The sequence below is a fragment of the Luteibacter yeojuensis genome, from assembly GCF_000964085.1.
Lineage (GTDB): Bacteria > Pseudomonadota > Gammaproteobacteria > Xanthomonadales > Rhodanobacteraceae > Luteibacter > Luteibacter yeojuensis_A.
In genome coordinates this window covers 19,337-45,527 of record NZ_JZRB01000028.1, presented here as the reverse complement: position 1 = coordinate 45,527, position 26,191 = coordinate 19,337, and the positions used below count along the sequence as shown (strand labels likewise).

Genomic DNA, 26,191 nt, shown 5'->3' with positions numbered 1-26,191 from the left:
GGTGCCCAGCGCGGGGAGCCACTTCGAAAACCTTGACCCCGGCCTGGCCGGGGTTATTCATTTAAGAATTCCTCCTAGGCCGGCAGGCTGGATTCACGCCCCCATTACGGGTACCTTTCAGCCACGCGCTGCGTGGGACGGGGGGTCCTTCGCGTCAAGCCATCAGGGGGCGCGCGTTCATTCCGGAGTGCAGTACCGCCGCCATGGATACCCGCCGTCGATTCCCGATGCGCCGCCGCGTGGGCGGTGCCGTCAATCCCGTCACGCTTGCCGTCCTCGCCATCGTCGTGGTGCTGGGCGTGGCGGCGTACTTCCTTATCGTGAAGCCCTACCGCGACGCCAACGCGGACCTGGCCCAGCAGAATGCCGCCAGCGCGCCCAAGCAGGGCACGTCGAAGGAGGCGCCGCCGGCCAACGTCGATGCGCTCAGCGTCGACCAGCTGCTGGCCGAGGCGCGCACCGCCATGAACGACCAGCGCCTGGTCGCCCCGGCGGGCAACAACGCATTCGAGTTCTACATGAAGGTGCTGCAGAAGCAGCCCGGCAACGCCGTGGCCGCCGACGCGCTGCGCGAGACGTTCTCATATGGCGCCGCCGCCACCGAGCAGACCATCAACGGCCGCGACTTCAACGAAGCGCAGCGCGAGATCGACCTGCTCGCCAAGGCCGACCCGGCGAACTACACCCTGACCATCCTGCGCTCGAAGCTCGATGCGCAGCGCAAGACGCAGGACAGGGAGCAGCAGCAGGCTGCGCAGGACGCGCAGAAGGCGCAGCTGGCACAGCAGAACGCGGCTGCGGCGGCGAAGGCCCAGGCCGAGCAGCAGGCGGCCGCAGCGGCCGAGGCGCAGCGCCAGCAGGCGTCGCGTGACCAGGCCACGCGCGTGGCGCAGCAGCAGGCCACGGCGCAGCCCGCGGCGGCCGCGCGCGCACCCGCCGCCGCGGCACGCCCGGCGGCCGATTCGGAAGCCATCTCCGATGCCGTGCTGGTCCGCCAGGTGAACCCGCGCTACCCGACCGCCGCCATGCGTTCGAACCAGGAAGGCTGGGTGGACGTGGAGCTGACCGTTGGCACCGATGGCGCAGTGAGCAACGTCAATGTCGTCGACGCCCAGCCGAAGCATGTCTTCGACCGCTCGGCCATCGACGCGGTGAGCCGGTGGGAGTTCAAGCCGGCCACGCGCAACGGCGAGCCGATGACGGTGACCCTGCGCAGGCGCCTGCAGTTCAACCTCGGTCGCTAAGCAAAAAGGCCCCTGGTGAGGGGCCTTTTTTTGCCTGTCGCTTTTGTGGGAGCTTGCTTGCAAGCGATGTTCCTAAATCGGTTCATTCGCACGCGCGAATGAACCGATCTTATTTTTTCTTCTTCGACTTGGTGGTCGTGGCCTTCTTCTTGGCCGGTGCCGCCTTGGTCTTTGATTTGGCCGGTGCCTTGGCGACGGGCGCCGCGTGGACGCTGCCCTCCACCCCGGCCCAGTCGACATGCGGCAGGCCCAGCAGGTCGTCGAACACCATGGGCATGAGGCCGGCCGGGATGGGCGCCGCGGCATTCCACATGGTGACCACGCCCGCGTGGTATTTCGGGAAGAAGCCGATCATGGTGCGGTAACCGGACACGGCGCCCGCGTGGTAGACGAGATCTTCGTTCGCGTAACGGAACAGGCGCCAACCCAGGGCGTAGTGCGCGTCGGTGACGCGCGCGCGGCGCCACGGCTGCGAGTGTTCCTCGCCCGGCGTGGGCACGCCCGGTGCGTGCAGCACGTCGAGCAGCGGCGTGGGCAGCACGTCGGGGCGGCCACCCATCTGCGCCATGAGCCATTGCTCCATGTCGCGGAGGCTGGCGTTGACGCCGGCCGCCGGCGCGACGCGGTAGTAGGCGTCGTTGGGCTCGTAGGGGATCCAGTTGTGCGGTGCGCCGCGGTGGGGGCGCGCCCAGCTCTTGCTGGCCTCGAGCGCATCGCGGCCGTAGCTGGCGGTGGTCATGCCCAGCGGCGCGAAGATGCGGCGCTCCACCTGGCGGAAGAAGTAATCGCCCGTGGTGGCGTAGATGACATCGCCGATCATGCTGAAGGCGACGTTCTGGTAGCCGTAGCACGCGCCCACCTTGCAGGAGAGATCCACCTCGTCGAGCTTGCGGACCAGTTCCTCGTAGGGCGCATCGGCCTCGAGCATGGCATCGTACGTGTTGCGCGGCAGGCCCAGGCGCTGGCCGAGGATGTCGCGCACGGTGGCCTGCTCACCGGCCTGGGCATCCTTCAGCTTGAAGTAGGGCAGGGTGTCGGCGAGCTTGGTATCCCAGCTGAGGAAACCATCCTTGACCAGCACGGCGGTGACGCCGGTGGCGAACGCCTTGGACAGCGAGGCCAGGCGGAAGACGGTTTCCGGCGTGGCGGGTTCTTTCGTCTTCGCGTTGGCATAGCCGATGGCGCGTTCATAGACGACCTTGTCGTCGACGATCACCGCGGTGACGATGGCGGGCGCCGCGTCGCGTGCCTCGGCGCTATCCAGCCAGGCCTTGTAGTCGTCGATCGTCTTCCTGACGCGGTCGGCGGGAATTTTCGCTGCTTCCGGGTCCACGTGCACGACCGGCGGCTTGGGCGGTGGGGCGGCAAGGGCGAGTGGCGTGGCGAGGGCGGCGGCGAGCGCGCAGGCGAGCAGGGAGGTGGGACGGAACGGCATGCTGATCTCGCGGCTGTTGGATCGTAGTGCTGGCGAACTACCCTGCATTGTGGTGCGTTTGCCCCGCATCCACAACGCAAGCGTGAAGGCGGCCCCACGCAAGGGTTTGCCGCGCGAGCCGTGCTAGGCTTTGCCCGCCTCCACCGGAACCGCCGGCCAACGTGAACGCACGCCGACCCGCCCTGGGCGAGGGTGCCACCCTCGCGCTTTCGGTCATCGCCTTTTTCTTCGTGATGACCTCGTACTACGTGCTGCGGCCCGTCCGCGACCAGCTCGCCGGCGCCGCGGGCTCGTCGTCGCTACCCGGCTTCTACGCCATCGTGTTCATCGCCATGCTGCTGCTCACGCCCGTGTTCGGCTGGCTGGTGGCGCGGTTCCCGCGCAAGCGCGTGGTGGGCACAAGTTACCTTTTCTTCGTCGCGTGCCTGGTCGGCTTCGTGCCGCTGTTCGTGGCGCAGGACCGTATCGGCGCCGTCACGCTCGGCAAGGTGTTCTTCGTCTGGGTCAGCGTGTTCAACCTGTTCGTCGTGTCGCTGTTCTGGAGCTTCATGGCGGATATCTACCGCAGCCGCCAGGCGCGCCTGGTGTTCCCGTTCATCGCCTTCGGCGGCATGGGCGGCGCGCTGCTGGGGCCGCTCGTCACGCGCCTGCTCGTCGAGCGCATCGGCGTGCCTTCCATGCTCGTGATCTCGGCCGTGGGCCTGTTGCTGGCGCTGGGCGCGCTGCTGGCGCTGTCGGCGCGCCCCGGCGAGGAGGGCGCAGCGTCCGAAGCCCCGGTGGGCGGCTCCATCCTCGAGGGTGCGAAATCGGCCTTCTCGCAGCCGTTCCTGCGCTACATGACCCTGCTGATGCTGCTCAGCGACGGCATCGCCACCATGGCGTACGCGCTGGTGGCCGACTACGCCAAGGCGCACTTCGTCGATAACGCCGCCCGCACGGCGTTCTACGCCGACCTCGACCTGTGGGTCAACGGCATGGGCGCCGTGCTGCAGCTGACCCTCACGCCGCTTATCCTGCGCGGCCTGGGCGCGGTCTGGGCCATGGTGCTGCCCACCCTCGTCAATTTCCTGCTGCTGGCCATGCTGGCGTACTTCGGCCCGGTCGATGTCGGGCTCATGGGGCACGCGGTGCCGCTGATCGCCCTGGTGATGATCGGCAGCCGCGGCATGACCTACGGCATGACCAAGCCGGCGTCGGATTCGCTCTACACACGCATGCCGCGCGAGGCGCGCTACAAGGGCAAGAACTTCATCGAGACGGCCGTGTGGCGCTTCGGCGACCTGGTGGTCACGACCTCGCTGAACGCCGCGCGCGGGGCGGGCGTGGGCATCGCCACGATCGGGCTGGTGTGCGCCGGCCTCGCGGCGGTGGCCACCGAAGTGGCACGCCGCGCCGCCACCGCGCCCGACCTGGCGCCCGAGCGCGAGCCACCTAGCTCGTGATGTAGCTCTCGAGCTGGTTGATGGTTTCCTTCTGCTCCGAGATGGTGGCCTTCACCAGGTCGCCGATGGACACGACGCCGACCACGCGGCCCCCGTCGAGCACCGGCAGGTGGCGCAGGCGGCCATCGGTGCAAAGCCGCATGCAATCGTCCACCGTGGCGTCGGTGGCCACGGTGACGACGCTGGCGGTCATGATGTCGGCGACGGGCGTGTCGCGCGACGAGCGGTCTTTGAGGATCACCTTGCGGGCGTAATCGCGCTCGGAAATGATCCCGACCAGTTCGCTGCCCTTCATGACCACGAGCGCGCCGACGTTCTTCTCGGCCATCTGCCGGATCGCGTCGATGACCGGCGCATCGGGCGCCACCGCGAAGACCTCCCTGCCTTTCGTTCCCAGGAGATGCTTGACCTGCTGCATGCTCGACTCCCCGGATGGGTGCGGCGCGACCGCCGCGATGCGTCGAGTCTACGCCGGCCCGGCGGCGTGGGGGTCACGGGGGGGTGAAGGGGCTCACCGGGCCGCGCGAATCTTCCACGTAGTACAGCGGGCGGCGCTTGGTTTCCGAATACGTGCGGCCCACGTATTCGCCGATGACGCCGAGCGCCATGAGCTGGGCGCCACCCAGGAACAGGATGACGACGAGCAGGGTGGGGTAGCCCCGCACCGGGTCGCCCCATACCAGCACTTTCAGGATCACCCAGATGCCGTAGAGGAAGGCGAGGGCGGCGGTGGAGAGCCCCAGCCAGGTCGCCATGCGCAGCGGTGCCGCCGAAAACGAGGTGATGCCCTCGATGGCCAGGTTGGTGAGCCGCCAGTAGTTCCATTTCGTGGCGCCCGCCGCGCGTGCGTCGCGGTGGTAGCGGAACGCCACCTGGCGGTAGCCGATCCACGCGAACAGCCCCTTCATGAACCGCTGGCGCTCGCGCAGGCCGCGCAACGCCGCCACGGCGCGGCGCGAGAGGACGCGGAAATCGCCCGTGTCGCGTGGCATGGGGTTGTCGGAGAGCCGCTCCATCAGGCGGTAGAACCCCGCCGAGGTGAACTTCTTGAAGCGGGTTTCCCCCGCGCGGTCGTCCCGCGTGGCGTAGACGACGTCGTTGCCCTCGCGCAGGCGCGCGACGAGCTGGGGGATGAGTTCCGGCGGGTCTTGCAGGTCGGCGTCGATGACGACCACGGCATCGGCATCGGCGGCGTCGAGGCCCGCGGTGAGCGCGGCCTCCTTGCCGAAGTTGCGTGACAGGCGCAGGCCGGCGACACGGGAATCGCTGGCTGCCAGGCGCGTGATGATGGCCCAGGTGTCGTCGGCGCTGCCGTCGTCCACGTAGATGACGCTCGCCTCCACGTCCATCGTTGCGAACACGGCGGCGAGGCGGCCGTGGAAGCGCTCCAGCACCTCGGTTTCGTTATAGGCGGGCACGACGACGGCGAGGGAGTAGGGCATGGTGGTCGTCATCGCACGCGGCCTTTCACGGGGGCGGGGCGGGTAAGGTAGCCGGGGCCGCCGAGCTGGCCCATCTGCTGGGCGATCCACGCCGTGCGCCGCTGCACGTAGGCGCTGGGCGCATCCACGCGAAAACGCCGCGGGTTCGGCAGCACGGCGGCCAGGCGCGCGGCCCGCGTGACATCGAGCCGCGACGGCGGCACGTGGTAGAAGACATCGCTGGCGGCACCAACGCCGTACACGCCATCGCCCAGCTCGACGATGTTCATGTACACCTCGAGGATGCGCTGCTTCGGCCACAGCGCCTCGATGAGCACGGTGAAATAAGCCTCCAGGCCCTTGCGGACAAAGCTGCGCCCGTTCCACAGGAACAGGTTCTTCGCGGTCTGCTGGCTGATGGTGCTGGCGCCGCGCAGCCGCTTGCCTTCATCCGCCGCATCGATCGCATCCTGGATGGCATCGACGTCGAAGCCGTGGTGGAACGGGAATTTCTGGTCCTCGCCCGCCACCATGGCGATGCCCACCTGCGGCGAGACCTCGTCCCACGGCACCCAGCGGTGATGGAACGTGAAATCCTTCTCGCCCGTGGCGAGCGCTTCGATGCGGCGCTCCATCATCATGGCGCTGGTCCACGGTGGCACGAAGCGCAGCACCAGCACCACCAGGCACGAGAGCGCGAGCCAGGCGACGGCGAGCGTGGCGACGAGGCGGACGATGCGGCGGGGCAGCGAGCGGGGCGTCGAAGGCATGGGAGCATGATGGCGAGGGATGGCGCAGTATAAGGGCCATGGCACCGGGCTTGTCGCCCGCCGCCCGCGCCCCCATCTTCCGTCGGATCACCAGGAGACCATCGTGACCGATTCCCTTGTCGAAACCATCGCTTCCGACGACGTGCTGCACCGCTTCATGCTGGAGAACGCCGGCGTGCGCGGCGTGCTCGTGCGGCTGGGCCCGAGCTGGCAGGAAATCGCATCGCGCATCGACTACCCCGGTGCGCTGCAGAACACGCTGGGGCAGGCCGTGGCCGCCAGTGCCCTGCTCACGGGCAATATCAAGTTCGAGGGCGCGCTCTCGCTCGAGTTCAAGAGCCAGGGCGCCGTGCGCCTGCTGTTCGCCGAATGCACCGACCAGGGCCGCGTGCGCGGCCTGTCGCGCTTCGATGCCGAGACCGTGGGCGATACGCTCGACCTCGCCACGCAGCCCGAGTCGATGCTCGTCATCACGGTGGGCCATGCCGAGAAGGGGCGCTACCAGGGCGTGGTGGACCTCGACGGCACCGGCTCGCTGGCCGAGGCGATCGAGGGCTATTTCGAGCGATCCGAGCAGCTGCCCGCGCGCATCGTGCTGGCTGCCAACAGCCACCACGCGGTGGGCCTGATGCTGCAGCCGGTGCCGGGCGAGGGCGGCCACAGCGCGGCTGACGCCGACGACGACGCCTGGGAGCGCGTGGGCCACCTCACCGCCACGCTGGGTGCGAAGGAACTGCTGGAAACCCCGCCCGACGAACTGCTCTACCGCCTGTACCACGAAGAAACAGTGCGCCTGTACGAGCCGCGGCCGCTGGCGTTCGGGTGCACGTGCTCGCGCGAGCGCGTCGAGGGCATGCTGCGCGCGCTCGGCCGCGACGAAGTGGAGGCCACGCTCGACGACCGCGATGGCGAGATCGAAGTGGTGTGCGAGTTCTGCGCCACGCGCTATACGTTCGATCGGGTGGATGCGGAGCAGGTGCTCGCGGGGCCCGAGGCCCCGCCGGCGCCTAGCACGCTGCAATAAGAGCATCGCGCGCAAGCGCGCTCCCACAGAAGGGCAACGGGTCACAGCGTGCCATGTGGGAGCGCGCTTGCGCGCGATGTTTTTCAGGCGTCGAGCGACAACGGCGCGCCCAGCCACTTGCTGGCCGGCTGCGGCTGGGCGAACAGGAACCCCTGCCCATACCGGCAGCCAATGCGGCGCAGCGCGCGTAGCTGGGCCTCGGTCTCGATGCCTTCGGCGATCACCTGCATGCGCAGCGAATCGGCCAGCGCCTGGATGGCGCGCACCACGGCCGTGCTATGGCCTTCGCTTTCCTCGGCCGGCAGCTCGATGACGAACGAGCGGTCGATCTTCAGCGTCTCGATCGGGTACTGGTGCAGGTAGCTCAGCGACGAGTAGCCCGTGCCGAAATCGTCCAGCGCGATACCCACGCCGTGGTGGCGGAGGTTCTCGAGGATGCGCTTCACCTGCGCCGGGTTCTCGAGCAGCGCGCGCTCGGTCACTTCCACGCGGATGCAGCGCGCCGGCACCTGGTGCTCGGCGAAGAGGTCGAGCAGGCGCTGGTCGAGGTTAGGCGAGCGGAAATGGCTGCCGCTGACATTGATGCTGATGAAGCCCTCGTCGCGCGTCAGCGCGCGCGCCTGGCGGGCCACCTGCTCGAAGATCTGCCAGTCGATGGCCTCGGCGCAGCCGGTGTCCTCGGCCACGGCCAGGAACTCGCCCGGCGGCAACAGGCCGCGCTCGGGGTGGCGCCAGCGCAGCAGGGCCTCGTAGCCCACCACGCGCGTATCGACGATGTCGACGATGGGCTGGAAGAACGGTACGAACTCGTTTCGCGCGATGGCGCGGCGCAGGTCGCCTTCCAGTTCCAGCAGCATCAGCGCTTCGCGGCGCAGGCGGTCGTCGAACACGGCGGCGCGGTGCCGGCCCTCGGCCTTGGCGCGGTACATGGCCGAGTCGGCGTCGCGGAGCAGTTCTTCCGGCCGCGTGTAATCCGGCGTGGGCAGCGCGATGCCGATGGATGCCGAGGTGAAGATTTCCTTCGCGCCCAGGCGGAACGGGGTCTGCAGCTGCGCGATGATGCGTTCGGCGATGTGCGTGGCCGCCTGCGGGTCGGTGATGCCCTCGACCAGCACGGCGAACTCGTCGCCGCCCAGGCGCGCGACCACGTCGCGGGTCTTCAGGCAGGCACGCACGCGGCCGCCCACCTGGAACAGCAGGTCGTCGCCCACCAGGTGGCCGACGGAGTCGTTGATGACCTTGAAGCGGTCGAGGTCGATGAACAGCACCGCGAAGAGGTCCGACGGGTTCTCGCGGTAATGGTTGAGCGCCTGCTCGAGCCGCTGCAGCAGCAGCGTGCGGTTGGGCAGGCCGGTGAGCGAATCGTGCAGGGTTTCGTACTTCAGGCGGCGCTCGACGCGCTCGCGCTCGGCGATCTGCTCGCGCAGGTCGCGGTTGGCCAGGGCCAGCGCGCGGGTGCGCTCGGTGACGCGGCGCTCGAGGCTGGCGTAGGCCTGCTTCAGCGACTCGGTGGTGTATTTGCGCTGCAGGGCGTTGGCGATGTGGTAGCTCACGAACGTGAGCAGCTCCTGGTCGCGCGCGCTGTAGGTGTGCTCGGGCGTGTAGCTTTGCACCGCGAGCACGCCCATCGATTTCTCGTTCCAGATGAGCGGCACGCCCAGCCAGTGCAGCGAGCGCGCGCCACTGGTCGAGAGCACCATGTCGCGGTTCAGGCGGTCGATCTCGTCGCGATCGGCCAGCAGGGCTTTGCCGTTGCGGAGCACGAACTCCGTGAGGCCACGGCCCAGCTCGCGCGGTTCGCGCACGCCGTCGAGTTCGTCGACAGAGTACGGGAAGGTGAGCTTGTTCTGGTCTTCGGAAAGCAGCGCGATGTAGAAGTTGCGGGCGTAGAGCAGGCCACCGATGACGCGGTGCACCGCGGCATAGAAGTTCTCGATGCTGTCCGAGGTGTTGGCCAGCTCGGCGATGCGGAACAACGCGGCCTGCAGGCGCTCGCCGCGCTGGCGCTGCAGCACCTGCTGGCGCAGCACGCGGTTGGCCTCGCGCAGGGCGGCGGTGCGCGTGGTGACGCGGCGCTCCAGCTCCTCGTGCGCCTGGCGGCGCTCCAGCGCCGTCTGCACGTGCTGCGCCACGTAGGTGAGCAGCTCGCGGTCGTTCTGCGTGTAACGGGTATCCGGGCGGTAACTCTGCACCACGAGGGCGCCGACGACATCGTCGGCGCGCTTCATGGGCACGCCGAGCCAGTCGTCGCTCGGCGGCCCGATGGGCACGCGCGGGCCGGGCAGGTTCTTTTCCAGCTCGGTGCTGGCACCCATCATCGACTTGCCGCTCTTGAGCACATGCCAGGTAAGCGTGTTCTCGATGGCCTCGATGGGGCGGATGCCTTCGGGGTCCGGGATATCCGGGTCGACCGAATCGACGAAGTACGGGAAGCGCACCGTGCGGTTCTGCGCGTCGTACAGCACGATGAAGAAGTTTTCGGCGTACATGAGGCTGCCCACGATGCCGTGGAGCGCGCTCATCATGTCGTTCATGTTGTGCTCGGCGCCCGCCTGCTCGGCGATGGCGTAGAGCGCGCGCTGCAGCCGCTCGGCCAGCGCAAGGCGCGAGATGGCCTCGTAGAGGTTGGCGGTCTCGGCGAGCTGGCGCAGGCGCGCCGATGCCAGCCGGCCCAGCCAGCCGATCATGTCGGCCCAGGCCGCGCTATCGGGTTCGGTGGTATGCAGTTCGAGCACGCGATCGGTTTGCGGATCGGCGCCTAGTTCCACCACGAGGTGGCCACCCACGGGCTCGGCCGCGGCCTCACGCCACGTGAGCCGGGCCTCGGGCAGCAGGCAACGGGCGAAGGCCTCGCACTCGTTGCGGACACTCTCGGCATCGGCGGCCCGCAGCAGGCGCTCCACGGCATCGTGCAACGGCTCGATCTCGCCGTGACCGGACGCCTGCAGAGCGGGGCTTTGTGATGGAGCGATGGTCATCGCCTGCATGGTTCCGGTCGTGGTCGGGTCAGTCTATATGCGTTCACGCCGGGGCGCGACGGGCGCCACCGCGCCAGTCTCACCGGCGCTGCGCCAGCCCCGGTTCTACCCCTGTGGATGTCATAAACGGCAGCTAATCTTTTTTCTTAAGGTGGCCCCGATGGGGTGTTAGTAAAAAGTAAAATGAAGTATGCTCGAACCCTCCCGCCACAGCTGGCGCGGGGGGAACGGGGAAAGCCAGCTACCTGCCACCACGGTACCCATGCGCAAGTCCTTGCTCACCACGCTTTTGCTGATGCCGCTCGCCGCGGCAGGGCAGGTCGTGCCGGTGGGTTCGGATACGTCGCCGGCCCGGCTGCTCGCCGCGCCGGTCGAGGGCGATGCCGGCCAGTCGGCCGTGCCGCTGTGGCGCACCCAGGATGGCAGCCGCACGCTCTCGGCCACGTCCAACGACCGTGCCGACCCGTCGGCCCCGCTCGCCCCGCGTGCGGTGCAGTCCGGTCCGTTCCTCTCCAGTGGCCTGCAGTACGACCTCGGCCCGCGCGTCTCCGCGCACGCCAACGTCAGCGGCCAGGGCTGGGTTAATTCCACCGAATCCTGCGGCACGCCGTCCGCGGCGGCGCGCAGCGGCGATCGCTGCAGCACGCCGGGCACGCCGCCGCGCATCGTCGGCAGCGAGGTGGGCGCCACCTACCGCGGCACGGGCTACAGCCTGGGCATCGGCGTGGGTTCGTCGCGCCCCAACGGCACCAACGCCGCCTTGCCGCGCGTGCTGCCGGGGCTCACCACCCAGTCGGGCCTGCCGTTCAGCGCGCTGTCGTCCAGCACCGAACTCAATGCGCATGGCCGCCTCGACCTCGGCGCCCGCAGCGGCATCGACCTCGGTGCCAGCGTGGGCCGCGTGCGCCTCGTGCCGGGCAACCTGCTCGGCATCGGCGCCGTCGACCAGAAGTCGCTGAGCCTCGGCGTCGATCGCGGCCCCATCTACGGCGCCATCACCGGCCGCACCATGGCGCCGGAGGCCGGCACGGTGAACGCGCTGAACGCGGGCGACCGCCGCTGGAATGCCATCGACCTGGGCGTCACGCTGCGCCTGCCCTGGCGTGGCGAGCTCTCCGTCGGTGCCCAGAATGTCTGGTCGTCCGGCTCCAACGAGCCTGGCAACGGGCCCGCGCTCCGCGAGCCCGACCAAAGCCGAACGCCCTACGTCCAGTACCACCAGGACCTTTAAAAAAGCCGCGCACCCCGCGGCTTTTTCTTGGTTAAACCGTTTTCCCCTTGCCTGCATCCAAGCTGGCAAGATGAACGCACTATGCCTCGCCGCCACTTCCTTCATGCAGCCTGAGCTGCCCGCCGCGACGTCGGACGACGACATCGTGCGCGCCGCGGCCGGTGGCGACCGCAAGGCGTTCGAGACGCTCTACCGCCGGCATGCCGATCGCGTGTACGGCGCCGTGCTCCGCCTCGCCGCGTTCGACCACGCGCGGGCGGAGGACCTGACCCAGGAGGCTTTCGTCCGCGCCTGGCAGAAGCTGGAAAGCTTCCGCTTCGAGAGCGCCTTCGGCACCTGGGTCTACCGTCTGGCGGTCAACGTGGCGCTCATGTCCATACGCGCCCGCAACGCCGACCCGGTCAGCATCGTCGACGACGAACACCTGCCGGATATCGCCGACACCGATAACCCGCTGCGCGCCATCGAGCGCGGCGAACTGGAAAAGGCCATCTCGGGTTTGCCCCCGAGGGCCCGCGCCGTCCTCGTGCTGCACGACGTGGAAGGTTGGAAACACGAGGAAATCGCCGCCGAGCTCGACATGGCGGTGGGCTCCTCCAAAGCTCAGTTGCACCGTGCCCGCGGCCTGCTACGCCGCGTGCTGGGAGAAAGGCCATGAACGAACTCGATTACCTGCGCCAGATGCGCTCGCTCAACCGCCCCGTCGCGCCCCGTCGCGATCTATGGGCCGATATCGACGCCCGCCTCGATGCCGCGCCGGCCGCCGCGCCCTCGCGACATCGCCGCGCGCAGCCCTGGCTCATGGCTGCCGCCATTGCCGCGGTCGCCGTCCTCAGCGGTGGCATCGGCCTGCGCCTGGCACCGGGCGGCGGCGACCCCGCCGTGGCCCAGGCGCACGCCGGCTGGAAACCCACCGACCCGCGCCTCACCGGCGCCGCGGTGGAACTGGATGCCGCCCGCATGGAACTCACCCAGGCCATGCAGGATTCCCCGCAGTCCGCCGCCCTGCAGCGGTTGCTGCAGAAGACCGAACGCCAGCGCGACCGCCTGCGCACCTTCGACAAGCAAGCCGGCTAATACCGCGACAATCGCCAGGATCCATGCCATGAAAACGCTCTATGCCACCCCCCTGCTGCTGGCGCTGTCGATCGGTCAGGCGTACGCCTCCACGCCGATCAACCTTTCGAAAGACATCCAGCCCACCGCGAAGATCAGTATCGACAACACCAAGGGTGAGGTCACCGTCACCGCCTGGGACAAGAACCAGGTGCAGGTCACCGGTACGCTCGGCGACGGCGCCAAGCCCATCGAACTCGAGGGCGACGCCAACAGCGTCGATATCCGCGTCGATACCGGTGGCAAGAACGGCAGCTGGTTCAGCTGGGGCAACGACACCCGCATGCAGCCCACGGTGCTCAACGTGCGCGTGCCCAGGGCCGTGCAGGTCGATATCAACGTCGTCAGCGCGCCCGTCAGCATTGACGGCCTCGACGGCGGCAAGGTGTCGGTCGATTCGGTCAGTGGCCGCATCCGCGCCAACGTGCGCTCGCCCGAGGTCAGCATGCAAACGGTGAGCGGCACTATCGACCTCGCCGGCAAGGCGGGCAAGGCCGACCTGCAAACCGTCTCGGGCGACATCACCGCGCCGGCCATCGGCGAGAAGGTGGAAGCGCAGACGGTGTCGGGCCGCATGACGATCGGTGGCGGCCCGTGGCATGAAGCGAACTTCAGCACGGTCTCCGGCGAAACCCAGGTGCGCGGCGGCATCACGAACGGCGGCAAGCTCACGGTGGATTCGATGAGTGGCGACGTGGATATCGGCTTGCCTTCCGATACGTCGGCGAAGCTCGAGGCGTCCACGTTCAGTGGTGACCTGCGCAGCGATTTCGGCAGCCCGACGAAGGGCGAGGATGGCCCGGGCAAGGAGCTGAAGGCCACGATCGGGTCGGGCAGCGGCACCATCCACGTTGAAGCGTTCAGCGGTGACGTGAAGATCCGCAAGGGCGGTAACTGAGCTCAAAAAAAGGGGCCCCCGAAGGGGCCCCCCGACGGGCGCTTACGCCACCCGTTCCTCCCTCCGCTCCGCCGCAGCCTCCAGCGCGTGGCTGACGCGCTGGCGCTCGGCCTTCAGGCGGCCCGGCATGCGGGCGCCGAAGCCATCGAGGTACGTGCCAATGGCGTTGAGCTCTTCCACCCACCCATCGATATCGACGCGGAGCAGGTCGTCGACCGTGGCTGGCGCGATCGCCAGGCCCTCGGTGTTGAGCTCGCCCCTCGCCGGCACGATGCCGATGGGCGTGTCCTCGCCAACCGCGAGGCCCTCCACGCGCTGGATCATCCAATCCAATACGCGCAGGTTCTCCCCATACCCCGGCCACATGAAGCGGCCTTCGGCGTCCTTGCGGAACCAGTTCACGTGGAAAATGCGCGGCAGCTTCGCACCCGGCTTGTCGAACGACAGCCAGTGCGCGAAGTAGTCGGCGAAGTTGTAGCCGCAGAACGGTTTCATGGCCATGGAATCGCGGCGCAGCACGCCTACGGCACCCGTGGCGGCGGCGGTGGTTTCCGAGCCCATGGCGGCACCGACCAGCACGCCGTGCGCCCAGTCCTTCGCCTCGAACACCAGCGGCACCAGCGACGGGCGCCGGCCACCGAACACGATGGCGGATATGGGCACGCCCGCGGCGTCTTCCGACTCCGGCGCCCAGCTGGGGCACTGCCGGGCCGACACGGTGAAGCGGGAGTTCGGATGGGCCGCCGGGCCGTTGGCGGCCGCATAGGGGCGGCCTTGCCAGTCAACGGCCGGCTCGCCTTCGCCCAGGCCCTCCCACCATGGCTGGCCGTCGGCGGTGATGGCGGTGTTGGTGAAGATGGCATCGTGGCGCAGCGTGGCGAGCGCCGCGGGGTTGGTGTTGGCGCCCGTACCCGGTGCCACGCCGAAGTAGCCGGCCTCCGGGTTGATGGCCCACAGGCGGCCGTCGGCGCCCGGGGTCATCCAGCAGATATCGTCGCCCACCGTCCATACCTTCCAGCCAGCCTTGCGGTAGCCCTCGGTGGGGATGAGCATGGCCAGGTTGGTCTTGCCGCAGGCGGAAGGGAACGCGGCGGCGATGTAGTGCTTCTCGCCCTTCGGGTTCTCGATGCCCACGATGAGCATGTGCTCCGCCAGCCAGCCTTCGTTGCGGGCCTGGTGGCTGGCGATGCGCAGGGCATGGCATTTCTTGCCGAGCAGCGCGTTGCCGCCGTAGCCCGAACCAAACGATTTGATGGCCAGCTCATCGGGGAAATGCATGATGAAGCGGCGCTCGGGGTCGAGCTCGCCCGTGGAATGCAGGCCCCTGACGAAGCGGCCTTCGCGCTCGATCCGCGCCAGGGCCGGCGCGCCCATGCGGGTCATGATGCGCATGTTGGCCACGACGTAGGGGCTGTCGGTGATCTCGACGCCGCAGCGCGCGATGGGCGAATCGATGGGCCCCATGCAGTAGGGGATGACGTACATGGTGCGGCCACGCATGGCGCCCGCGAACAGGGCATCCATCTTGGCGTGGGCATCCGCCGGGGCCATCCAGTGGTTGTTCGGGCCGGCGTCGTCCTCACTGGGGGTGCAGACGAAGGTGAGGTGCTCGACGCGGGCCACGTCCGAGGGGTGGGAGCGGTGCAGGTAGCTGCGGGGGTTGGTCTTCTCGTTGAGCGGGAGGAGATCGCCGCTGGCGAGCATGGCCGCGACGAGCCGGGCATATTCCGCCTCGGAGCCATCGCACCACACGACGGAGGCGGGCTCCGTCAGGCGGGCGACATCGTCAACCCATCGATTCAGTGCATCCAACGAACTGCCTTGCGAACCCATCCGGTGTGGTCTCCACGTAATTGCCTGTGGAGACAGTAGTTTGCAGTTCGTGGTATTTACAAGGCACGGCGCAGCAATTTGCCGGCGCCGTTCAGGTCAGTCTTCGGGCTTGGCCGGCGTGAGGGTACCGATGACGTGCTCGACGTAGGCGTCGAACTCCTCGTGGGAGAGCCGCGGCAAGCCCAGCGTGAAGTTGAGTTGCAGGAAGCCGACATACGCCGCGTAGGTGAGGCGGGCGCGGTGCAGGGCCACGACGGGCTCCAGCCCGGCTTCGCGGTACATGCGGGTGAGGAACTCCATGCGGCGCTGGGAGACGCGCGACATGACCGGCACCACCTGTGGGTGGTCGAGCGCCTTCAGCAGCGCGGCGTAGACGCGGTGCGGCTGCAGCTCGTGGGCCACACGGCGGAAGAGCTCGGGCAGGCGCTTGCGCGGGTCGGCGATGCGGTCGATCTCCGCCAGCACCTCGCGTTCGCCGTACTCCTCCCAGCGTTCCAGCGCCGCCTGCAGCAGGGCCTCGCGGGTGCGGAAGTGCCAGTAAAAGCTGCCTTTGGTGACGCCCAGGCGGCGGGCAAGGGCCTCCACGGCCAGCGCGCCCACGCCTTGTTCGGCGATCAACGCCAGGGCGCCGTCTTCCCAATCTTCGGCGGAGAGGCGGACTCGTTCGGTCTTGGCACCATCGTTCATCGCCGCATGGTAGCTGGAACGCGCCCATTTGCAATCCATCCGCCTCCGTACGTGCTGCGTAAGACCTTGACTTTCCGGCCGTTACATGACCGTACGGCGCCGTATTGACGTAGGGCCCGGCGCCCCACATACTCGGCCGTATGGTTGCCCAGCCCTCCACCACCGACGTCACGCCCCTCCGCCTCACAGCGGCTGATGGCCTGCGGCTGGCTGGCGAGCGTTTCGGAGGCGGCGCGGGCCCCGCGCTGGTGTTCGCGCACGGCTTCGGCCAAACCCGCCACGCGTGGACGGGCAGCGCCCGCACGCTCGCAGGGCAGGGCTTCCCGGCCATCACGTTCGATGCGCGCGGCCATGGCGAAAGCGGGCGCGTGCCGCGTGGCGATTACCACATGGAGCAGTTCGTCGCCGACCTGCTCCACGTCGCGGCGGCGGCCACGCCCGCGGGTGGCCCGAAACCGGTGGTCGTCGGGGCGTCGATGGGCGGCCTGCTGTCGCTCGTGGCGGCGGGCGAGGCCACGGGCGAATGCCCCTTCTCGGCACTCGTGCTGGTGGACATCACCCCGCGATGGGAAACCCGCGGCGTGGAACGTATCCTCGGTTTCATGCGCGCCCACCCCGACGGTTTCGCTGGCTACGACGAGGCGGCCTCGGCCATCGAGGCGTACCTGCCGCACCGCCGCGAGCGCAAGACCGAAGACCAGCTGAAACCCCTGCTGCGCCAGGGCGCCGATGGCCGCCTGCGCTGGCACTGGGACCCGTCCCTGCTCGATGGCCTGGTGGAAGAGAGCGAACGCTACCAGCCGCGCCTCTTTGCCGCCGCCGCCAACGTGCGCGTGCCCGTGCTCCTGCTCTCGGGCGCGCGCAGCGATGTCGTGTCAAGCCATACCGTGGAAGAGTTCCTCCGCCTGGTCCCGCATGCGCGCCACGTGTCGCTTGCCGACGCCACGCACATGGTGGCCGGCGACGCGAACGACGCGTTCACGCGCGAAATCGCAGCGTTCATGCAAACCCTTTGAGCCACCCTTTCCAAAGCAACACATTCGTCACGAGGTGATACCCATGTCTGCGATCCTGGTTGTACTGGCGGCACTGATCGCCTCCGGTGCATGTGCCTACCACCGCACGTCCCTCAAGACGTGGGCCATCGTCACCGCGGCGGCCACGCTCGTCGTTGGCGTCCTCGCCGGCGCGCCGGTCACCACGGTCATCCTGCTGGTGCTGCTGGCCGTCGTCGCCGTGCCGCTGCTGATGGTCGATTTCCGCCGCAAGAAAATCAGCGCGCCGCTGCTGTCCATGTTCGCGAAGGTGACGCCGAAGCTGTCGGAGACCGAGCAGACGGCGCTGGAAGCCGGCACGGTCGGCTTCGAGGGCGAGCTGTTCTCGGGCATGCCGAAGTGGAGCGTGCTGCTGAAGCAGCCGAAGCCGGAACTATCGGTCGAGGAGCAGGCGTTCCTCGACGGCCCGGTGGAAGAGCTCTGCGGCATGATCGACGACTGGCAGATCACCCACGAGCTGGCCGACCTGCCGCCGAACGTGTGGGAGTTCATCAAGCGGAACAAGTTCTTCGGCATGATCATCCCGAAAAGCTACGGCGGCCTGGGCTTCTCCGCGCTGGCCCACTCGGCCGTGCTGCAGAAACTCAGCAGCATGTCGCAGACCTTGGCCTCCACCGTGGCCGTGCCCAACTCGCTCGGCCCGGGCGAGCTGCTCATGCACTACGGCAGCGACGAGCAGAAGAACCACTTCCTGCCGCGCCTGGCCGATGGCCGCGAAATCCCGTGCTTCGCCCTCACGGGCCCGTACGCCGGCTCCGACGCCACCTCCATCCCCGACTTCGGCATCGTCTGCAAGGGCATGTGGAACGGCGAGGAAACCGTCGGCATCAGGTTGACGTTCGACAAGCGCTACATCACGCTCGCGCCCATCGCCACCATCGTGGGCCTCGCGTTCCGCATGTACGACCCGGAAAAACTGCTGGGCGACAAGGAAGACCTGGGCATCACGCTCGCCCTGTTGCCGCGTGAAACCCCGGGCATGGAGATCGGCCGCCGCCATTTCCCGCTCAACACCCCGTTCCAGAACGGCCCCATCCACGCGAAGGACATGTTCGTCCCGCTGTCGGTGCTGATCGGTGGCCCGCACATGGCCGGCCAGGGCTGGCGCATGCTGGTCGAGTGCCTGTCGGTGGGCCGCGCCATCTCGCTGCCGTCGAACGCCACGGGCGCCTCGCGCATGGCCGTGGCCGCCACCGGCGCCTACGCCCGCATGCGCAAGCAGTTCGGCCTGGCCATCGGCCGCTTCGAGGGCGTGGAAGAAGCACTGGCCCGTATCGGCGGCCTCACGTACGCCACGCAGGCGCTGTCGCGTGCCACCGCCGCGGCCGTGGATCGCGGCGAGAAGCCGGCCGTGCCGTCGGCCATCGCCAAGTACCACGCCACCGAGTGGTGCCGCCAGATCGCGTCCGACGCGATGGACGTGCACGGCGGCAAGGGCGTCATCCTCGGCCCGAAGAACTACATGGGCCGCGGCTGGCAGAGCGTGCCCATCGCCATCACGGTCGAGGGCGCGAACATCATGACGCGCAGCCTCATGATCTTCGGCCAGGGCGCCATCCGCTGCCACCCTTACGTGCTGAAGGAAATGCAGGCCCTGGGCATCAGCGATTACCGTGAGCGCCTGAAGACCTTCGACAAGGCCCTGTTCGGTCACATCGGCTTCGGCTTCTCCAACGCGGTGCGCAGTTTCGTGCTGGGCATCACGTCGGCCCGCATCGGTGATGCGCCGGGCGATGCCTACACCCGCCGCTACTACCGCAAGCTCAACCGCTACTCCGCGGCGCTGGCGCTGTGCGCCGACGTCTCGATGGGCGTGCTGGGCGGCAAGCTGAAGTTCAAGGAAAAGCTGTCGGCGCGCCTGGGCGATACCTTGTCGTACCTGTACATCGCCAGCGCCATGCTCAAGCGCTATGAAGACACCGGCCGCCCGGAAGCGGATCGCCCGCTACTGGCGTGGGCGTTCCACGAGTGCGTGTGGCGCATGCAGATGGCGCTCGACGGCGTCATCCGCAATTTCCCCGTGCGCCCGGTGGCGTGGCTGCTGCGAGCCCTGGTGTTCCCCTTCGGCCGCCGCGAGGTGCCGCCGTCCGATCGCCTCGGCCGTCGCGTCGCCGCGCTCATCACGGCGCCGAGCGAAGCCCGCGACCGCCTCACCACGTGGACCTACCTCACCCCGACCGCCAACAACACCGTGGGTCGCATGAACGCGGTGCTGCCCGACGTGATCGCGGCCGAGCCAGTGGAGCGCAAGTTCCTCAAGGCGTTCAAGGGCGGCCAGTTGCAGGCACACACCTACAACGAACAGCTGGCGGAAGCGGAGAAGCTCGGCGCCATCACCGCGGCCGAGCGTGCGCTGCTGCAGCGCGTCCGCGACGAGGTGGCCGAGTTCATCTCGGTGGATGATTTCGACAGCGATGACCTGAAGGCAGGCGTGGCGGCGAAGGCTGCGAAGATGGAAGCCTCGCGGGCGGCGTAAAAACCTGCGCGGTTTCAACAGGAAAGGCCGGCATCTCGCCGGCCTTTTTTGTATTTGCAGGAACCGTGTAGGCATTCCCCTACAGATTTAGCAGGCCCGGGCCTCTAGCATTCGTCGGCGAAGATGCCACCGGCTTTCACGGTGGATGGCGACGCAGCCGCCGGCTGCGCTCTTCCATGGCTCAAGGAAGGATCAAGGCCCCATGTTCCGTAGCTTCGTGCACAAGCTTTTCTCCCGCGGCGCCACCGTGCCCGCGTATGGCGTCGAAGGCGCCATAGCCCAGGGCCCGCAGCCCCACGGCCCGTCGTCGGGCCAGCCGCACCTCAGGGCTTTCATCGCGTTGGTGCTCAGCCCGCTCGGCCCCCGCTCGGTCGCGCTCGTGACACGGCATGTCGTCGAGGGCATGCGGCCAGGCGAGGGTGTCGTCGCGGCATTGACCCGGGGCTTCGACGATGCCGTGGAGGAAATCCCCGCGTCCGTGCACCTGTCGCTATCGCACAGCGACACGGCGGAAGTCACTTGGCAAGTCGACCGCGCCATGGCCTCGCTGGGCAGTTTCGCGCGCTGGGACGGCCCCGCCGACGAGCGCGCGGCGCTGCCTGCCGTGCTGGCCGAGGCGGGCGCCTGGTTGCACCGCAAGGGCTTCGCGCTGCTCGACATCGCGACCGGCACCGACGACTGCTTCGCGGTCGTGGTGCCCACCGCCGAACGCAAGGAGGCCATCGCCGCCGCCACGCGCGCAGGCATGGCCATGGCCACGCGCGCCTGATGTGGGAGCGCGCTCGCGCGCGATGGCTGCTAGCCGTCGCGTCCTCGATAGCCTGCATCGGCTGCACCCACGCCGGTGAGATGCCGTGGTACCTCGTGGCCCACAACCCTTCCTACCGAATGGCCGCCCAAGGCAACCCCTGGTCGTCAGGGGGAGCGGCGGTTTCCCTCGCGAAGGTGCCCGGTGGCAGCGAACCATGGGGCAGCGCGGCAGCCGGCTTCGATGCGGCGCCGTTCGCAGGCCGCGAGGTTGTCCTCAGCGGTGAGATCGCCAGCTCGGGCGGGGCGACCGATGCGGCGATCTGGCTTCGCACCGATAGCGAAAGCCCCTATGGCCGCGGTTTCCAGACGACGCAGGGCAGTGTCGTCGCCGAGGGCACGGCACCCGTGGTAAAGACCGTTCGTATCTACGTACCGAAGCAGGCGTCGCGTATCACCGTCGGTGTCGTGCTGGATGGCCCGGGCGAGGCGCAGTTCACGCACTTGCGGCTGGCGGCCGTGGATCCAGAAGCGTCGAAGATCGATGCGACTGCTTTGCTTGACGAAGCTGTCGCGCTGATTCGTGGCCAAGCCCTCGCGGCGGGTCACGTGGATTGGCAGGCCTTCCTCGATGAAGCGCACACACAGGTCGACCGTGGCGAGCCGGCGGAGGCGGCCTATCCAACGATCCGCCACGCCATCGCGGTGCTCGGCGACGGACACAGCGCATTCCAGGACAAGGCGCAGGCAAACATCGCCGCGACCGTGGATGGCACGCGCTTCCCTCCCTCGGTGAAGATCCTGCCGGGCGGCGTCGGCTACATCGAGCTGCCTGGCATGACGGGCCCGCCGGAGGCACGCAAGCGTTACGCCGATACAGTGGCCAGCGCCATCGAGCACCTCGCCCCCTCGGCGACCCACGGCTGGATCGTCGACCTCCGCCGCGACACGGGCGGCAGCGTGCCACCCATGGTCGCGGGTGTTCGCGCGCTGCTTGGCAACCAGCAAGTCGGGGCGTATCGCGCACCCGGCAAGCCGGACCAGCCGATCTACGCGAACCAGCGCCTTGGATTCGAGGTGCAGCCTTCGGTCGACCTCACGGCAGCACCCGTCGCCGTCATCTTCGGGCCGAAAACGGCAAGCGCCGGGGAAGCGGTCGCGGTCGCCTTCCATGGCCGCCCCCACACGCGCTCGTTCGGCCAGCCAACCTTTGGCCAGGCGAACGCCAATTCGGTATTTCCCCTAACCGACGGGAGCGCGCTCGTGCTGAAAACCGCCATTGATGTCGACCGCCATGGCGAAGCCTTTGGCAAGCAGGTCATCCCCGATGAGTCTGCTGGTGACGATACCGCCGTGGCACATGCCACCGCGTGGTTAACCCAACAGTCGCCCACTCACCTGTAGGAGCGCGCTGGCGCGCGATGGGTGCTTGCGCACAGTCCGCCTGGTGTCAGCGATTCGCGTCCGTTGGAAGCCTGGTTCGTGCCGCGCTTGGAGAATCGCCTGCGCGTGCAGGGGCGTGGCTGTGCTGCCATCGCGCGCAAGCGCGCTCCCACCGAATCCTTGCTACGCCGCGCCGGCGCAGCCGTCTTGCTTCGCGACCACGGCCAGCAGGCGTTCTTCCACTTCGTCGCGGGTGTGCGCGCGGAAGAGGTGGGGCGCGGCGCGGCGTAGCGCGGCGCAATCGAGCGTGGTGAGGCGGTCGCGCACCTGCAGCAGCTGGCCGGGGTGCATGGAGAATTCCTCCAGGCCCATCGCCAGCAGCAGCGCGGTGAACTGCGTATCACCGGCGATCTCGCCGCACAGGCTTATGGGCTTCTTCGCGCGGCGGGCCGCGGCGATGACATGCGCGATGAGGCGCAGGAACGCCGGCTGCAGCGGGTCGTAGATGCCGTCGAGCGCATCGTTGTTGCGGTCGGCGGCCAGGGTGTACTGGGCCAGGTCGTTCGTGCCGATGGCGAGGAAATCGGCCTTCTGCAAAATCGAGGTGACGCCGATGGCCGCGGCGGGCACTTCGATCATGGCGCCGACGTCGAGGCGCTCCGGCAGTTCGTGGCCCTCGAGCGCCAACTGCTCGCGGGCCTTGCGCAGCAGGCGGCGCACCTCGGTCAGCTCGCCCAGGTGGGTGACCATGGGCACCAGCACGCGCACCGGGCCGTAGCAGGCGGCGCGCAGTATGGCGCGCAGCTGCACGAGGAAGATATCGGGGTAGCGCAGCGACAGGCGGATGCCACGCACACCCAGCGCGGGGTTGTCCTCGCCACGGATGGCGAGGCCGGCGGCGTCGGCCTTGTCGGCACCGAGATCGAGCGTGCGGATGGTGACGGGCAGGCCGCCCATGCCGATGACGACATCACGGTAAGCGGTGAACTGCTCGTCCTCGCTGGGCAGGCCGCGCTGGCGCAGGAAGAGGAATTCGGAGCGGTACAGGCCCACGCCATCGGCACCGCGCGAGCGGGCGAGCGTGACGTCGCCGGCGAGCTCCGCGTTCGCGTACAGGCGCACGTGGGCGCCGTCGCGGGTCAAGGTGCGGGCGGAGGCAAGCGCGGCAAGGCGGCGGCCCTCGGCGGCGGCCTGGCGCTGCCACTGGCGGTAGCGGGCGAGATCCTGCGCGGTGGGGTGCACGATGACTTCGCCGTGCTCGGCGTCGATCAGCACCAGGTCGTCGTCGTTGATGACGGCCAGGGCATCCTTCGTGCCGACGAGCATGGGCAAGTTGAAACTGCGGGCCAGGATGGCGCTGTGCGAGTACACGCTGCCGGCGCTGGCCACGACGCCCAGCATGCCCTGGCCGGCCATGCCGGCCATGTCGGCCGGCGCGATGGTGTCGCTGACCACGATCTCGCCCACGCGTGCGGCGATCTTGCGTTCTTCGCGGCTGGCCTGCTGGAAGAGGGCGGACATGACCCGCCCGATGACCTGGTCGATGTCTTCGCCGCGGCTCTTCAGGTAGGGGTCGTTCATGGCGTCGAACACGGCCGCGAGCCGGTCACGCTGCATCTTCAGCGCGGCGCTGGCGGTGTAGTGGCCGACCGAGACGAGCTCGTCGAGGCCGCGCAGCAGTTCCTCGTCGTCGAGCAGCAGGCTATGCGCGTCGATGAAGTCGCCCACTTCGCGGGCGAGGGCGCCGTGCAGCTTGCCGCGCAGTTCGCGCAGCTCGGCGCGGGCGTGGTCGAGCGCCTTGTGCAGGCGATCGAGCTCGGGGCCGATCTCGGCATCCTCGAGCATGCGCATGTCGGCGGTGTAGAGGCTGGGCTGGATCAAGCGTGCCCGGCCCAGGGCCATGCCCCGGGATGCTGGGTTGCCTGTCAGCAGGTACCTCATGCGCGCTACTGCCCCTCGTCGAACTTGCGGTTGAAGAGCTCGACGACGGCGGCGACGGCGGCCGCCTCGTCATCGCCCTCGGCGCGCACCACGAGCTGGGTGCCCATGCCCGCCGCCAGCATCATGACGCCCATGATGCTTTGCGCGTTCACTTCGCGTCCCTTGCTCACCAGGTGCACGGTGGCCTTGAAGCTGGACACCAGCTGCACGAGCTTGGCGGACGCGCGGGCGTGCAGGCCAAGCCGGTTGGATACGGTGATTTCCTGTTCAAGCATGGTCGATGAAGATCCCCCCGCGTCCCCCGGTGGCGGCCACTTCCGCCAGTTCGGTGAGCGATTTTTCGGAATAGTTGAGCACACGCAGAAGCATGGGCAGGTTGAGGCCGGAGACGCAGCGCAGGCGCACGCCCAGCTCGGCCAGCGACAGCCCGATGTTGCAGGGGGTGGCGCCGTACAGGTCGGCCAGCACGAGCACGCCGTCGCCGGTATCCAGCGCGCGCGCATGGCGGGCGGTGAGCGAACGCATGACATCGGGGTCGGCGCCGGGTGGCACCTCCACGGCATCGACCGTCAGCGGCAGCTTGGGCATGACGTGGCGCGCGGCGGAGACCAGGGCATGGCCCACGGCCTCGTGCGTCATGAGGAGCACGCCGACGCTCATGGCCGGGCCCTGGCGTGGCTGGGTTGGGTTGGAGTGCTCATTCGAGCTCGCGGTGGAAAGTAAGGACGTTGCCGCGCTCCGTGCGGAAATGCTGAGCCAGGCGTTCCACCAGATACACCGAGCGGTGGCGCCCGCCCGTGCAGCCGATCGAGACCGTGACGTAGCTGCGGTCTTCGCCTTCGAAGCGCGGCAGCCACGTATCGAGCCACCGTGCCACGTCGGCATAGTATTCGCCGACAACCGGCTGCGCGTCGAGGTATTCGCGCACCGCCTGGTCGCGGCCCGAGAAGGGGCGCAGGCGCGGCTCCCAGTGCGGGTTGGGCAGGCAACGGGCGTCGAACACGAAGTCGGCATCCGACGGCAGGCCGCGGCGGTAGGCAAAGGATTCGAACAGCAGCGTGGTGCCGTCGCTGGCCGCGGCGTAGCCGGTGGCGAACAGGCGGCGCAGCTGGTGCACGTTGAGCTCGGAGGTATCGATGACCTTCTCGGCGATGGCCACCAGCGGGCGCAGCAGCCGGCGTTCCTCGGCGATGGAGTCGGCGAGGGAGCGGCGCTCGACGGCCAGCGGGTGGCGCCGGCGGGTCTCGGAATACCGCTTGATGAGCACGTCGTCGCGGCTGTCGAGGAAGATGAGGTGCACGTGCACGCCCGCGGTGGACAGCTCGGACAGCACGTGCGGCATGCGCTCCAGGTCGGAACGGCGGTTGCGCACGTCCACGCCCACGGCGATGCGCCGGCGCGGCCCGTGCTCGCCGTGGCTCACGGCGGCGACCAGCTGCGGTATCAGCTCCGCGGGCATGTTGTCGACGCAGTAGAACTCGAGGTCCTCGAGCGCGCGCAGGGCCACCGTCTTGCCGCCACCGGACATGCCGGTGAGCACCACGAGGTGCAGGGCGTCGGCGTTGTGGATGGGGCTGTTCTCGTCGGTCACCTGGCTCACCATGGGGAGAAGCGGCGCATCTGGTGCGCCTGCCGGTCGATGAAGGTCTGAGCCGGGTCGATGCCCTTGCTCTTCAGCACATGGTTGCGCACCGCCGCCTCGACCAGCACCGCGAGGTTGCGGCCGGGGGCGACGGGGATGGTGATCTTGGGCACGTCGACATCGAGCACGTTGCGGCGGCTGACATCGCCGGTAAGGCGGGTCATGGCGTCGGTTTCCTCGCCATCTTTCAGCGGCTTGAGGTGGATGACCAGGCGCAGGTACTTCGATGGCTTGACCGCCGTGTGGCCGAACATTTCGCGGATGTTGAGCACGCCCAGGCCGCGTACCTCGAGCAGGTCCTGTAGCAGTTCGGGGCAGGCGCCGTCGATGACGTCGGGGGCGATGAGCGTGAACTCGGTGGCGTCGTCGGCCACCAGACGGTGGCCGCGGCTGATGAGTTCCAGCGCGAGCTCGCTCTTGCCCGAGCCCGGCTCGCCGGTGATCAGCACGCCGATGGAGAACACCTCGAGGAACACGCCGTGCAAGGTGACCCGCGGCGCGAGCGTACGCGCCAGGTGGTATTGCAGGTAGGTAAGCAGCTCATGCCCGCGCTTGGTGCTCTGCCACAGCGGGGTGTCGGTTTCCTCGGCCACTTCGCGCAGATCAGGCGGGATGGCCTGGTCCTTGGTGACGATGAGGGCGGCAGGCTGGTACGCGGCGATCTTGTGGATGGCCTCCCAGCGCTGGCGCGAATCCAGGCCGTCGAGGTAGTTCAGCTCCTCGGTGCCGATGATCTGCAGCTTGTTGGGGTAGATGACGTTGAGGTAGCCCACCAGCGACGGGCGGCGGCTCTGCTTGGTGTTGGGCTCCAGCACGCGGGCCTCGCCACGCATGCCGGCGACCCAGCGCAGGGCCATGCGTTCGTGCA

The 26,191-nt window shown here is 68.6% G+C and carries 23 protein-coding genes; 11 read left to right on the top strand and 12 right to left on the bottom strand.

The annotated features are described in order from the left end of the window. Nucleotides 1-203 precede the first annotated feature (203 nt). A complete protein-coding gene (locus tag VI08_RS13230) occupies nucleotides 204-1,244 on the top strand; it encodes an energy transducer TonB (protein WP_045830069.1) in 1,041 nt (346 codons plus the stop codon). 109 nt (nucleotides 1,245-1,353) lie between these two features. Here VI08_RS13230 and VI08_RS13225 read toward each other — a convergent pair whose 3' ends face one another. Continuing rightward, nucleotides 1,354-2,679 (bottom strand): serine hydrolase domain-containing protein, encoded by a 1,326-nt coding sequence (locus VI08_RS13225; protein WP_045830068.1) that lies wholly within the window; start codon nucleotides 2,677-2,679, stop codon nucleotides 1,354-1,356. A 161-nt stretch (nucleotides 2,680-2,840) separates the two neighbouring features. Between VI08_RS13225 and VI08_RS13220 the strand changes: the two genes are divergently transcribed. Then, entirely contained in the window at nucleotides 2,841-4,121 is a 1,281-nt protein-coding gene (locus VI08_RS13220) for an NTP/NDP exchange transporter (protein WP_084621495.1), read from the top strand. On the opposite strand, the gene VI08_RS13215 is transcribed toward VI08_RS13220, so the two are convergent. From VI08_RS13215 to mtgA, 3 genes are all read right to left on the bottom strand, one after another. After that, nucleotides 4,111-4,539 (bottom strand): CBS domain-containing protein, encoded by a 429-nt coding sequence (locus VI08_RS13215; protein ID WP_045830067.1) that lies wholly within the window; start codon nucleotides 4,537-4,539, stop codon nucleotides 4,111-4,113. The two genes, VI08_RS13220 and VI08_RS13215, sit on opposite strands and share 11 nt — an antisense overlap. A 73-nt stretch (nucleotides 4,540-4,612) precedes the next feature. Beyond that, nucleotides 4,613-5,563, bottom strand: coding sequence for a glycosyltransferase family 2 protein (locus VI08_RS13210; RefSeq protein WP_052697921.1), 951 nt, complete (start codon nucleotides 5,561-5,563; stop codon nucleotides 4,613-4,615). A gap of 8 nt (nucleotides 5,564-5,571) precedes the next feature. After that, nucleotides 5,572-6,312, bottom strand: a complete 741-nt coding sequence (gene mtgA, locus VI08_RS13205; protein WP_045830065.1) for a monofunctional biosynthetic peptidoglycan transglycosylase — start codon at nucleotides 6,310-6,312, stop codon at nucleotides 5,572-5,574. Between the two features lie 103 nt (nucleotides 6,313-6,415). On the opposite strand from mtgA, the gene VI08_RS13200 reads away from it, so the two are divergent. Next, entirely contained in the window at nucleotides 6,416-7,336 is a 921-nt protein-coding gene (locus VI08_RS13200; protein WP_269745843.1) for an Hsp33 family molecular chaperone HslO, read from the top strand. Nucleotides 7,337-7,419: 83 nt separating this feature from the next. On the opposite strand, the gene VI08_RS13195 is transcribed toward VI08_RS13200, so the two are convergent. Next, complete coding sequence (locus VI08_RS13195) at nucleotides 7,420-10,314, bottom strand: bifunctional diguanylate cyclase/phosphodiesterase (RefSeq protein ID WP_157006743.1); 2,895 nt, start codon at nucleotides 10,312-10,314, stop codon at nucleotides 7,420-7,422. A gap of 262 nt (nucleotides 10,315-10,576) precedes the next feature. Here VI08_RS13195 and VI08_RS13190 point away from each other — a divergent pair, with 262 nt between their 5' ends. From VI08_RS13190 to VI08_RS13175, 4 genes are all read left to right on the top strand, one after another. Then, the gene (locus tag VI08_RS13190; protein WP_045830063.1) at nucleotides 10,577-11,545 is read left to right on the top strand and encodes a hypothetical protein; all 969 of its coding nucleotides are present in this window, start codon (nucleotides 10,577-10,579) and stop codon (nucleotides 11,543-11,545) included. Between the two features lie 103 nt (nucleotides 11,546-11,648). Next, entirely contained in the window at nucleotides 11,649-12,203 is a 555-nt protein-coding gene (locus VI08_RS13185; protein ID WP_045830120.1) for an RNA polymerase sigma factor, read from the top strand. Further along, nucleotides 12,200-12,622 (top strand): hypothetical protein, encoded by a 423-nt coding sequence (locus tag VI08_RS13180; RefSeq protein ID WP_045830062.1) that lies wholly within the window; start codon nucleotides 12,200-12,202, stop codon nucleotides 12,620-12,622. The genes VI08_RS13185 and VI08_RS13180 overlap by 4 nt, the downstream gene beginning before the upstream one ends. 28 nt (nucleotides 12,623-12,650) lie before the next feature. Beyond that, complete coding sequence (locus VI08_RS13175; protein ID WP_045830061.1) at nucleotides 12,651-13,559, top strand: DUF4097 family beta strand repeat-containing protein; 909 nt, start codon at nucleotides 12,651-12,653, stop codon at nucleotides 13,557-13,559. Between the two features lie 42 nt (nucleotides 13,560-13,601). On the opposite strand, the gene VI08_RS13170 is transcribed toward VI08_RS13175, so the two are convergent. Both VI08_RS13170 and VI08_RS13165 read right to left on the bottom strand, forming a co-directional pair. Continuing rightward, on the bottom strand, nucleotides 13,602-15,392 hold the full coding sequence (locus tag VI08_RS13170; RefSeq protein WP_045830060.1) for a phosphoenolpyruvate carboxykinase (GTP): 1,791 nt from the start codon (nucleotides 15,390-15,392) through the stop codon (nucleotides 13,602-13,604). Nucleotides 15,393-15,488: 96 nt separating this feature from the next. Further along, the gene (locus VI08_RS13165; RefSeq protein ID WP_045830119.1) at nucleotides 15,489-16,079 is read right to left on the bottom strand and encodes a TetR/AcrR family transcriptional regulator; all 591 of its coding nucleotides are present in this window, start codon (nucleotides 16,077-16,079) and stop codon (nucleotides 15,489-15,491) included. Nucleotides 16,080-16,219: 140 nt separating this feature from the next. Between VI08_RS13165 and VI08_RS13160 the strand changes: the two genes are divergently transcribed. The 4 genes from VI08_RS13160 to VI08_RS20930 all read left to right on the top strand — a co-directional run bounded on the left by VI08_RS13160 (nucleotide 16,220) and on the right by VI08_RS20930 (nucleotide 21,761). Further along, nucleotides 16,220-17,095: an alpha/beta fold hydrolase gene (locus VI08_RS13160; protein ID WP_045830059.1), complete on the top strand. Its 876-nt coding sequence runs from the start codon at nucleotides 16,220-16,222 to the stop codon at nucleotides 17,093-17,095. 43 nt (nucleotides 17,096-17,138) lie between these two features. Then, complete coding sequence (locus tag VI08_RS13155; RefSeq protein ID WP_045830058.1) at nucleotides 17,139-19,610, top strand: acyl-CoA dehydrogenase; 2,472 nt, start codon at nucleotides 17,139-17,141, stop codon at nucleotides 19,608-19,610. 202 nt (nucleotides 19,611-19,812) lie between these two features. Then, nucleotides 19,813-20,379: a DUF6630 family protein gene (locus VI08_RS13150; protein ID WP_045830057.1), complete on the top strand. Its 567-nt coding sequence runs from the start codon at nucleotides 19,813-19,815 to the stop codon at nucleotides 20,377-20,379. 80 nt (nucleotides 20,380-20,459) lie between these two features. Then, on the top strand, nucleotides 20,460-21,761 hold the full coding sequence (locus VI08_RS20930) for a S41 family peptidase (RefSeq protein ID WP_157006740.1): 1,302 nt from the start codon (nucleotides 20,460-20,462) through the stop codon (nucleotides 21,759-21,761). A 162-nt stretch (nucleotides 21,762-21,923) separates the two neighbouring features. Here the strand turns inward: VI08_RS20930 and ptsP are convergent, their stop codons facing one another. From ptsP to hprK, 5 genes are read right to left on the bottom strand one after another with little or no spacing between them, the layout of a single operon-like run. Then, nucleotides 21,924-23,681 (bottom strand): phosphoenolpyruvate--protein phosphotransferase, encoded by a 1,758-nt coding sequence (gene ptsP / locus VI08_RS13140; protein WP_045830056.1) that lies wholly within the window; start codon nucleotides 23,679-23,681, stop codon nucleotides 21,924-21,926. A gap of 5 nt (nucleotides 23,682-23,686) precedes the next feature. Continuing rightward, entirely contained in the window at nucleotides 23,687-23,956 is a 270-nt protein-coding gene (locus VI08_RS13135) for an HPr family phosphocarrier protein (RefSeq protein ID WP_045830055.1), read from the bottom strand. Continuing rightward, entirely contained in the window at nucleotides 23,949-24,341 is a 393-nt protein-coding gene (locus VI08_RS13130; protein WP_045830054.1) for a PTS sugar transporter subunit IIA, read from the bottom strand. The genes VI08_RS13135 and VI08_RS13130 overlap by 8 nt, the downstream gene beginning before the upstream one ends. A gap of 37 nt (nucleotides 24,342-24,378) precedes the next feature. Beyond that, nucleotides 24,379-25,284: an RNase adapter RapZ gene (gene rapZ, locus VI08_RS13125; protein WP_045830053.1), complete on the bottom strand. Its 906-nt coding sequence runs from the start codon at nucleotides 25,282-25,284 to the stop codon at nucleotides 24,379-24,381. Beyond that, complete coding sequence (gene hprK, locus VI08_RS13120; protein ID WP_045830117.1) at nucleotides 25,278-26,180, bottom strand: HPr(Ser) kinase/phosphatase; 903 nt, start codon at nucleotides 26,178-26,180, stop codon at nucleotides 25,278-25,280. Before hprK ends, rapZ begins: the two co-directional genes overlap by 7 nt. Nucleotides 26,181-26,191 lie beyond the last annotated feature (11 nt).

Excerpts from the sequence above, each read along its gene's own strand:
- VI08_RS13160 (WP_045830059.1), top strand. The coding sequence starts at position 16,220 with ATGGTTGCCCAGCCCTCCACCACCGACGTCACGCCCCTCCGCCTCACA.
- VI08_RS13170 (WP_045830060.1), bottom strand. The coding sequence starts at position 15,392 with ATGGGTTCGCAAGGCAGTTCGTTGGATGCACTGAATCGATGGGTTGAC.
- VI08_RS13195 (WP_157006743.1), bottom strand. The coding sequence starts at position 10,314 with ATGACCATCGCTCCATCACAAAGCCCCGCTCTGCAGGCGTCCGGTCAC.
- VI08_RS13210 (WP_052697921.1), bottom strand. The coding sequence starts at position 5,563 with ATGCCCTACTCCCTCGCCGTCGTCGTGCCCGCCTATAACGAAACCGAG.
- VI08_RS13225 (WP_045830068.1), bottom strand. The coding sequence starts at position 2,679 with ATGCCGTTCCGTCCCACCTCCCTGCTCGCCTGCGCGCTCGCCGCCGCC.
- VI08_RS13130 (WP_045830054.1), bottom strand. The coding sequence starts at position 24,341 with ATGAGCGTCGGCGTGCTCCTCATGACGCACGAGGCCGTGGGCCATGCC.
- VI08_RS13230 (WP_045830069.1), top strand. The coding sequence starts at position 204 with ATGGATACCCGCCGTCGATTCCCGATGCGCCGCCGCGTGGGCGGTGCC.
- VI08_RS13180 (WP_045830062.1), top strand. The coding sequence starts at position 12,200 with ATGAACGAACTCGATTACCTGCGCCAGATGCGCTCGCTCAACCGCCCC.
- VI08_RS13215 (WP_045830067.1), bottom strand. The coding sequence starts at position 4,539 with ATGCAGCAGGTCAAGCATCTCCTGGGAACGAAAGGCAGGGAGGTCTTC.
- VI08_RS20930 (WP_157006740.1), top strand. The coding sequence starts at position 20,460 with ATGCCGTGGTACCTCGTGGCCCACAACCCTTCCTACCGAATGGCCGCC.
- mtgA (WP_045830065.1), bottom strand. The coding sequence starts at position 6,312 with ATGCCTTCGACGCCCCGCTCGCTGCCCCGCCGCATCGTCCGCCTCGTC.
- VI08_RS13150 (WP_045830057.1), top strand. The coding sequence starts at position 19,813 with ATGTTCCGTAGCTTCGTGCACAAGCTTTTCTCCCGCGGCGCCACCGTG.
- VI08_RS13165 (WP_045830119.1), bottom strand. The coding sequence starts at position 16,079 with ATGAACGATGGTGCCAAGACCGAACGAGTCCGCCTCTCCGCCGAAGAT.
- ptsP (WP_045830056.1), bottom strand. The coding sequence starts at position 23,681 with ATGAGGTACCTGCTGACAGGCAACCCAGCATCCCGGGGCATGGCCCTG.
- rapZ (WP_045830053.1), bottom strand. The coding sequence starts at position 25,284 with ATGGTGAGCCAGGTGACCGACGAGAACAGCCCCATCCACAACGCCGAC.
- VI08_RS13190 (WP_045830063.1), top strand. The coding sequence starts at position 10,577 with ATGCGCAAGTCCTTGCTCACCACGCTTTTGCTGATGCCGCTCGCCGCG.
- VI08_RS13175 (WP_045830061.1), top strand. The coding sequence starts at position 12,651 with ATGAAAACGCTCTATGCCACCCCCCTGCTGCTGGCGCTGTCGATCGGT.
- VI08_RS13135 (WP_045830055.1), bottom strand. The coding sequence starts at position 23,956 with ATGCTTGAACAGGAAATCACCGTATCCAACCGGCTTGGCCTGCACGCC.
- VI08_RS13185 (WP_045830120.1), top strand. The coding sequence starts at position 11,649 with ATGCAGCCTGAGCTGCCCGCCGCGACGTCGGACGACGACATCGTGCGC.
- hprK (WP_045830117.1), bottom strand. The coding sequence starts at position 26,180 with ATGGCCCTGCGCTGGGTCGCCGGCATGCGTGGCGAGGCCCGCGTGCTG.
- VI08_RS13155 (WP_045830058.1), top strand. The coding sequence starts at position 17,139 with ATGTCTGCGATCCTGGTTGTACTGGCGGCACTGATCGCCTCCGGTGCA.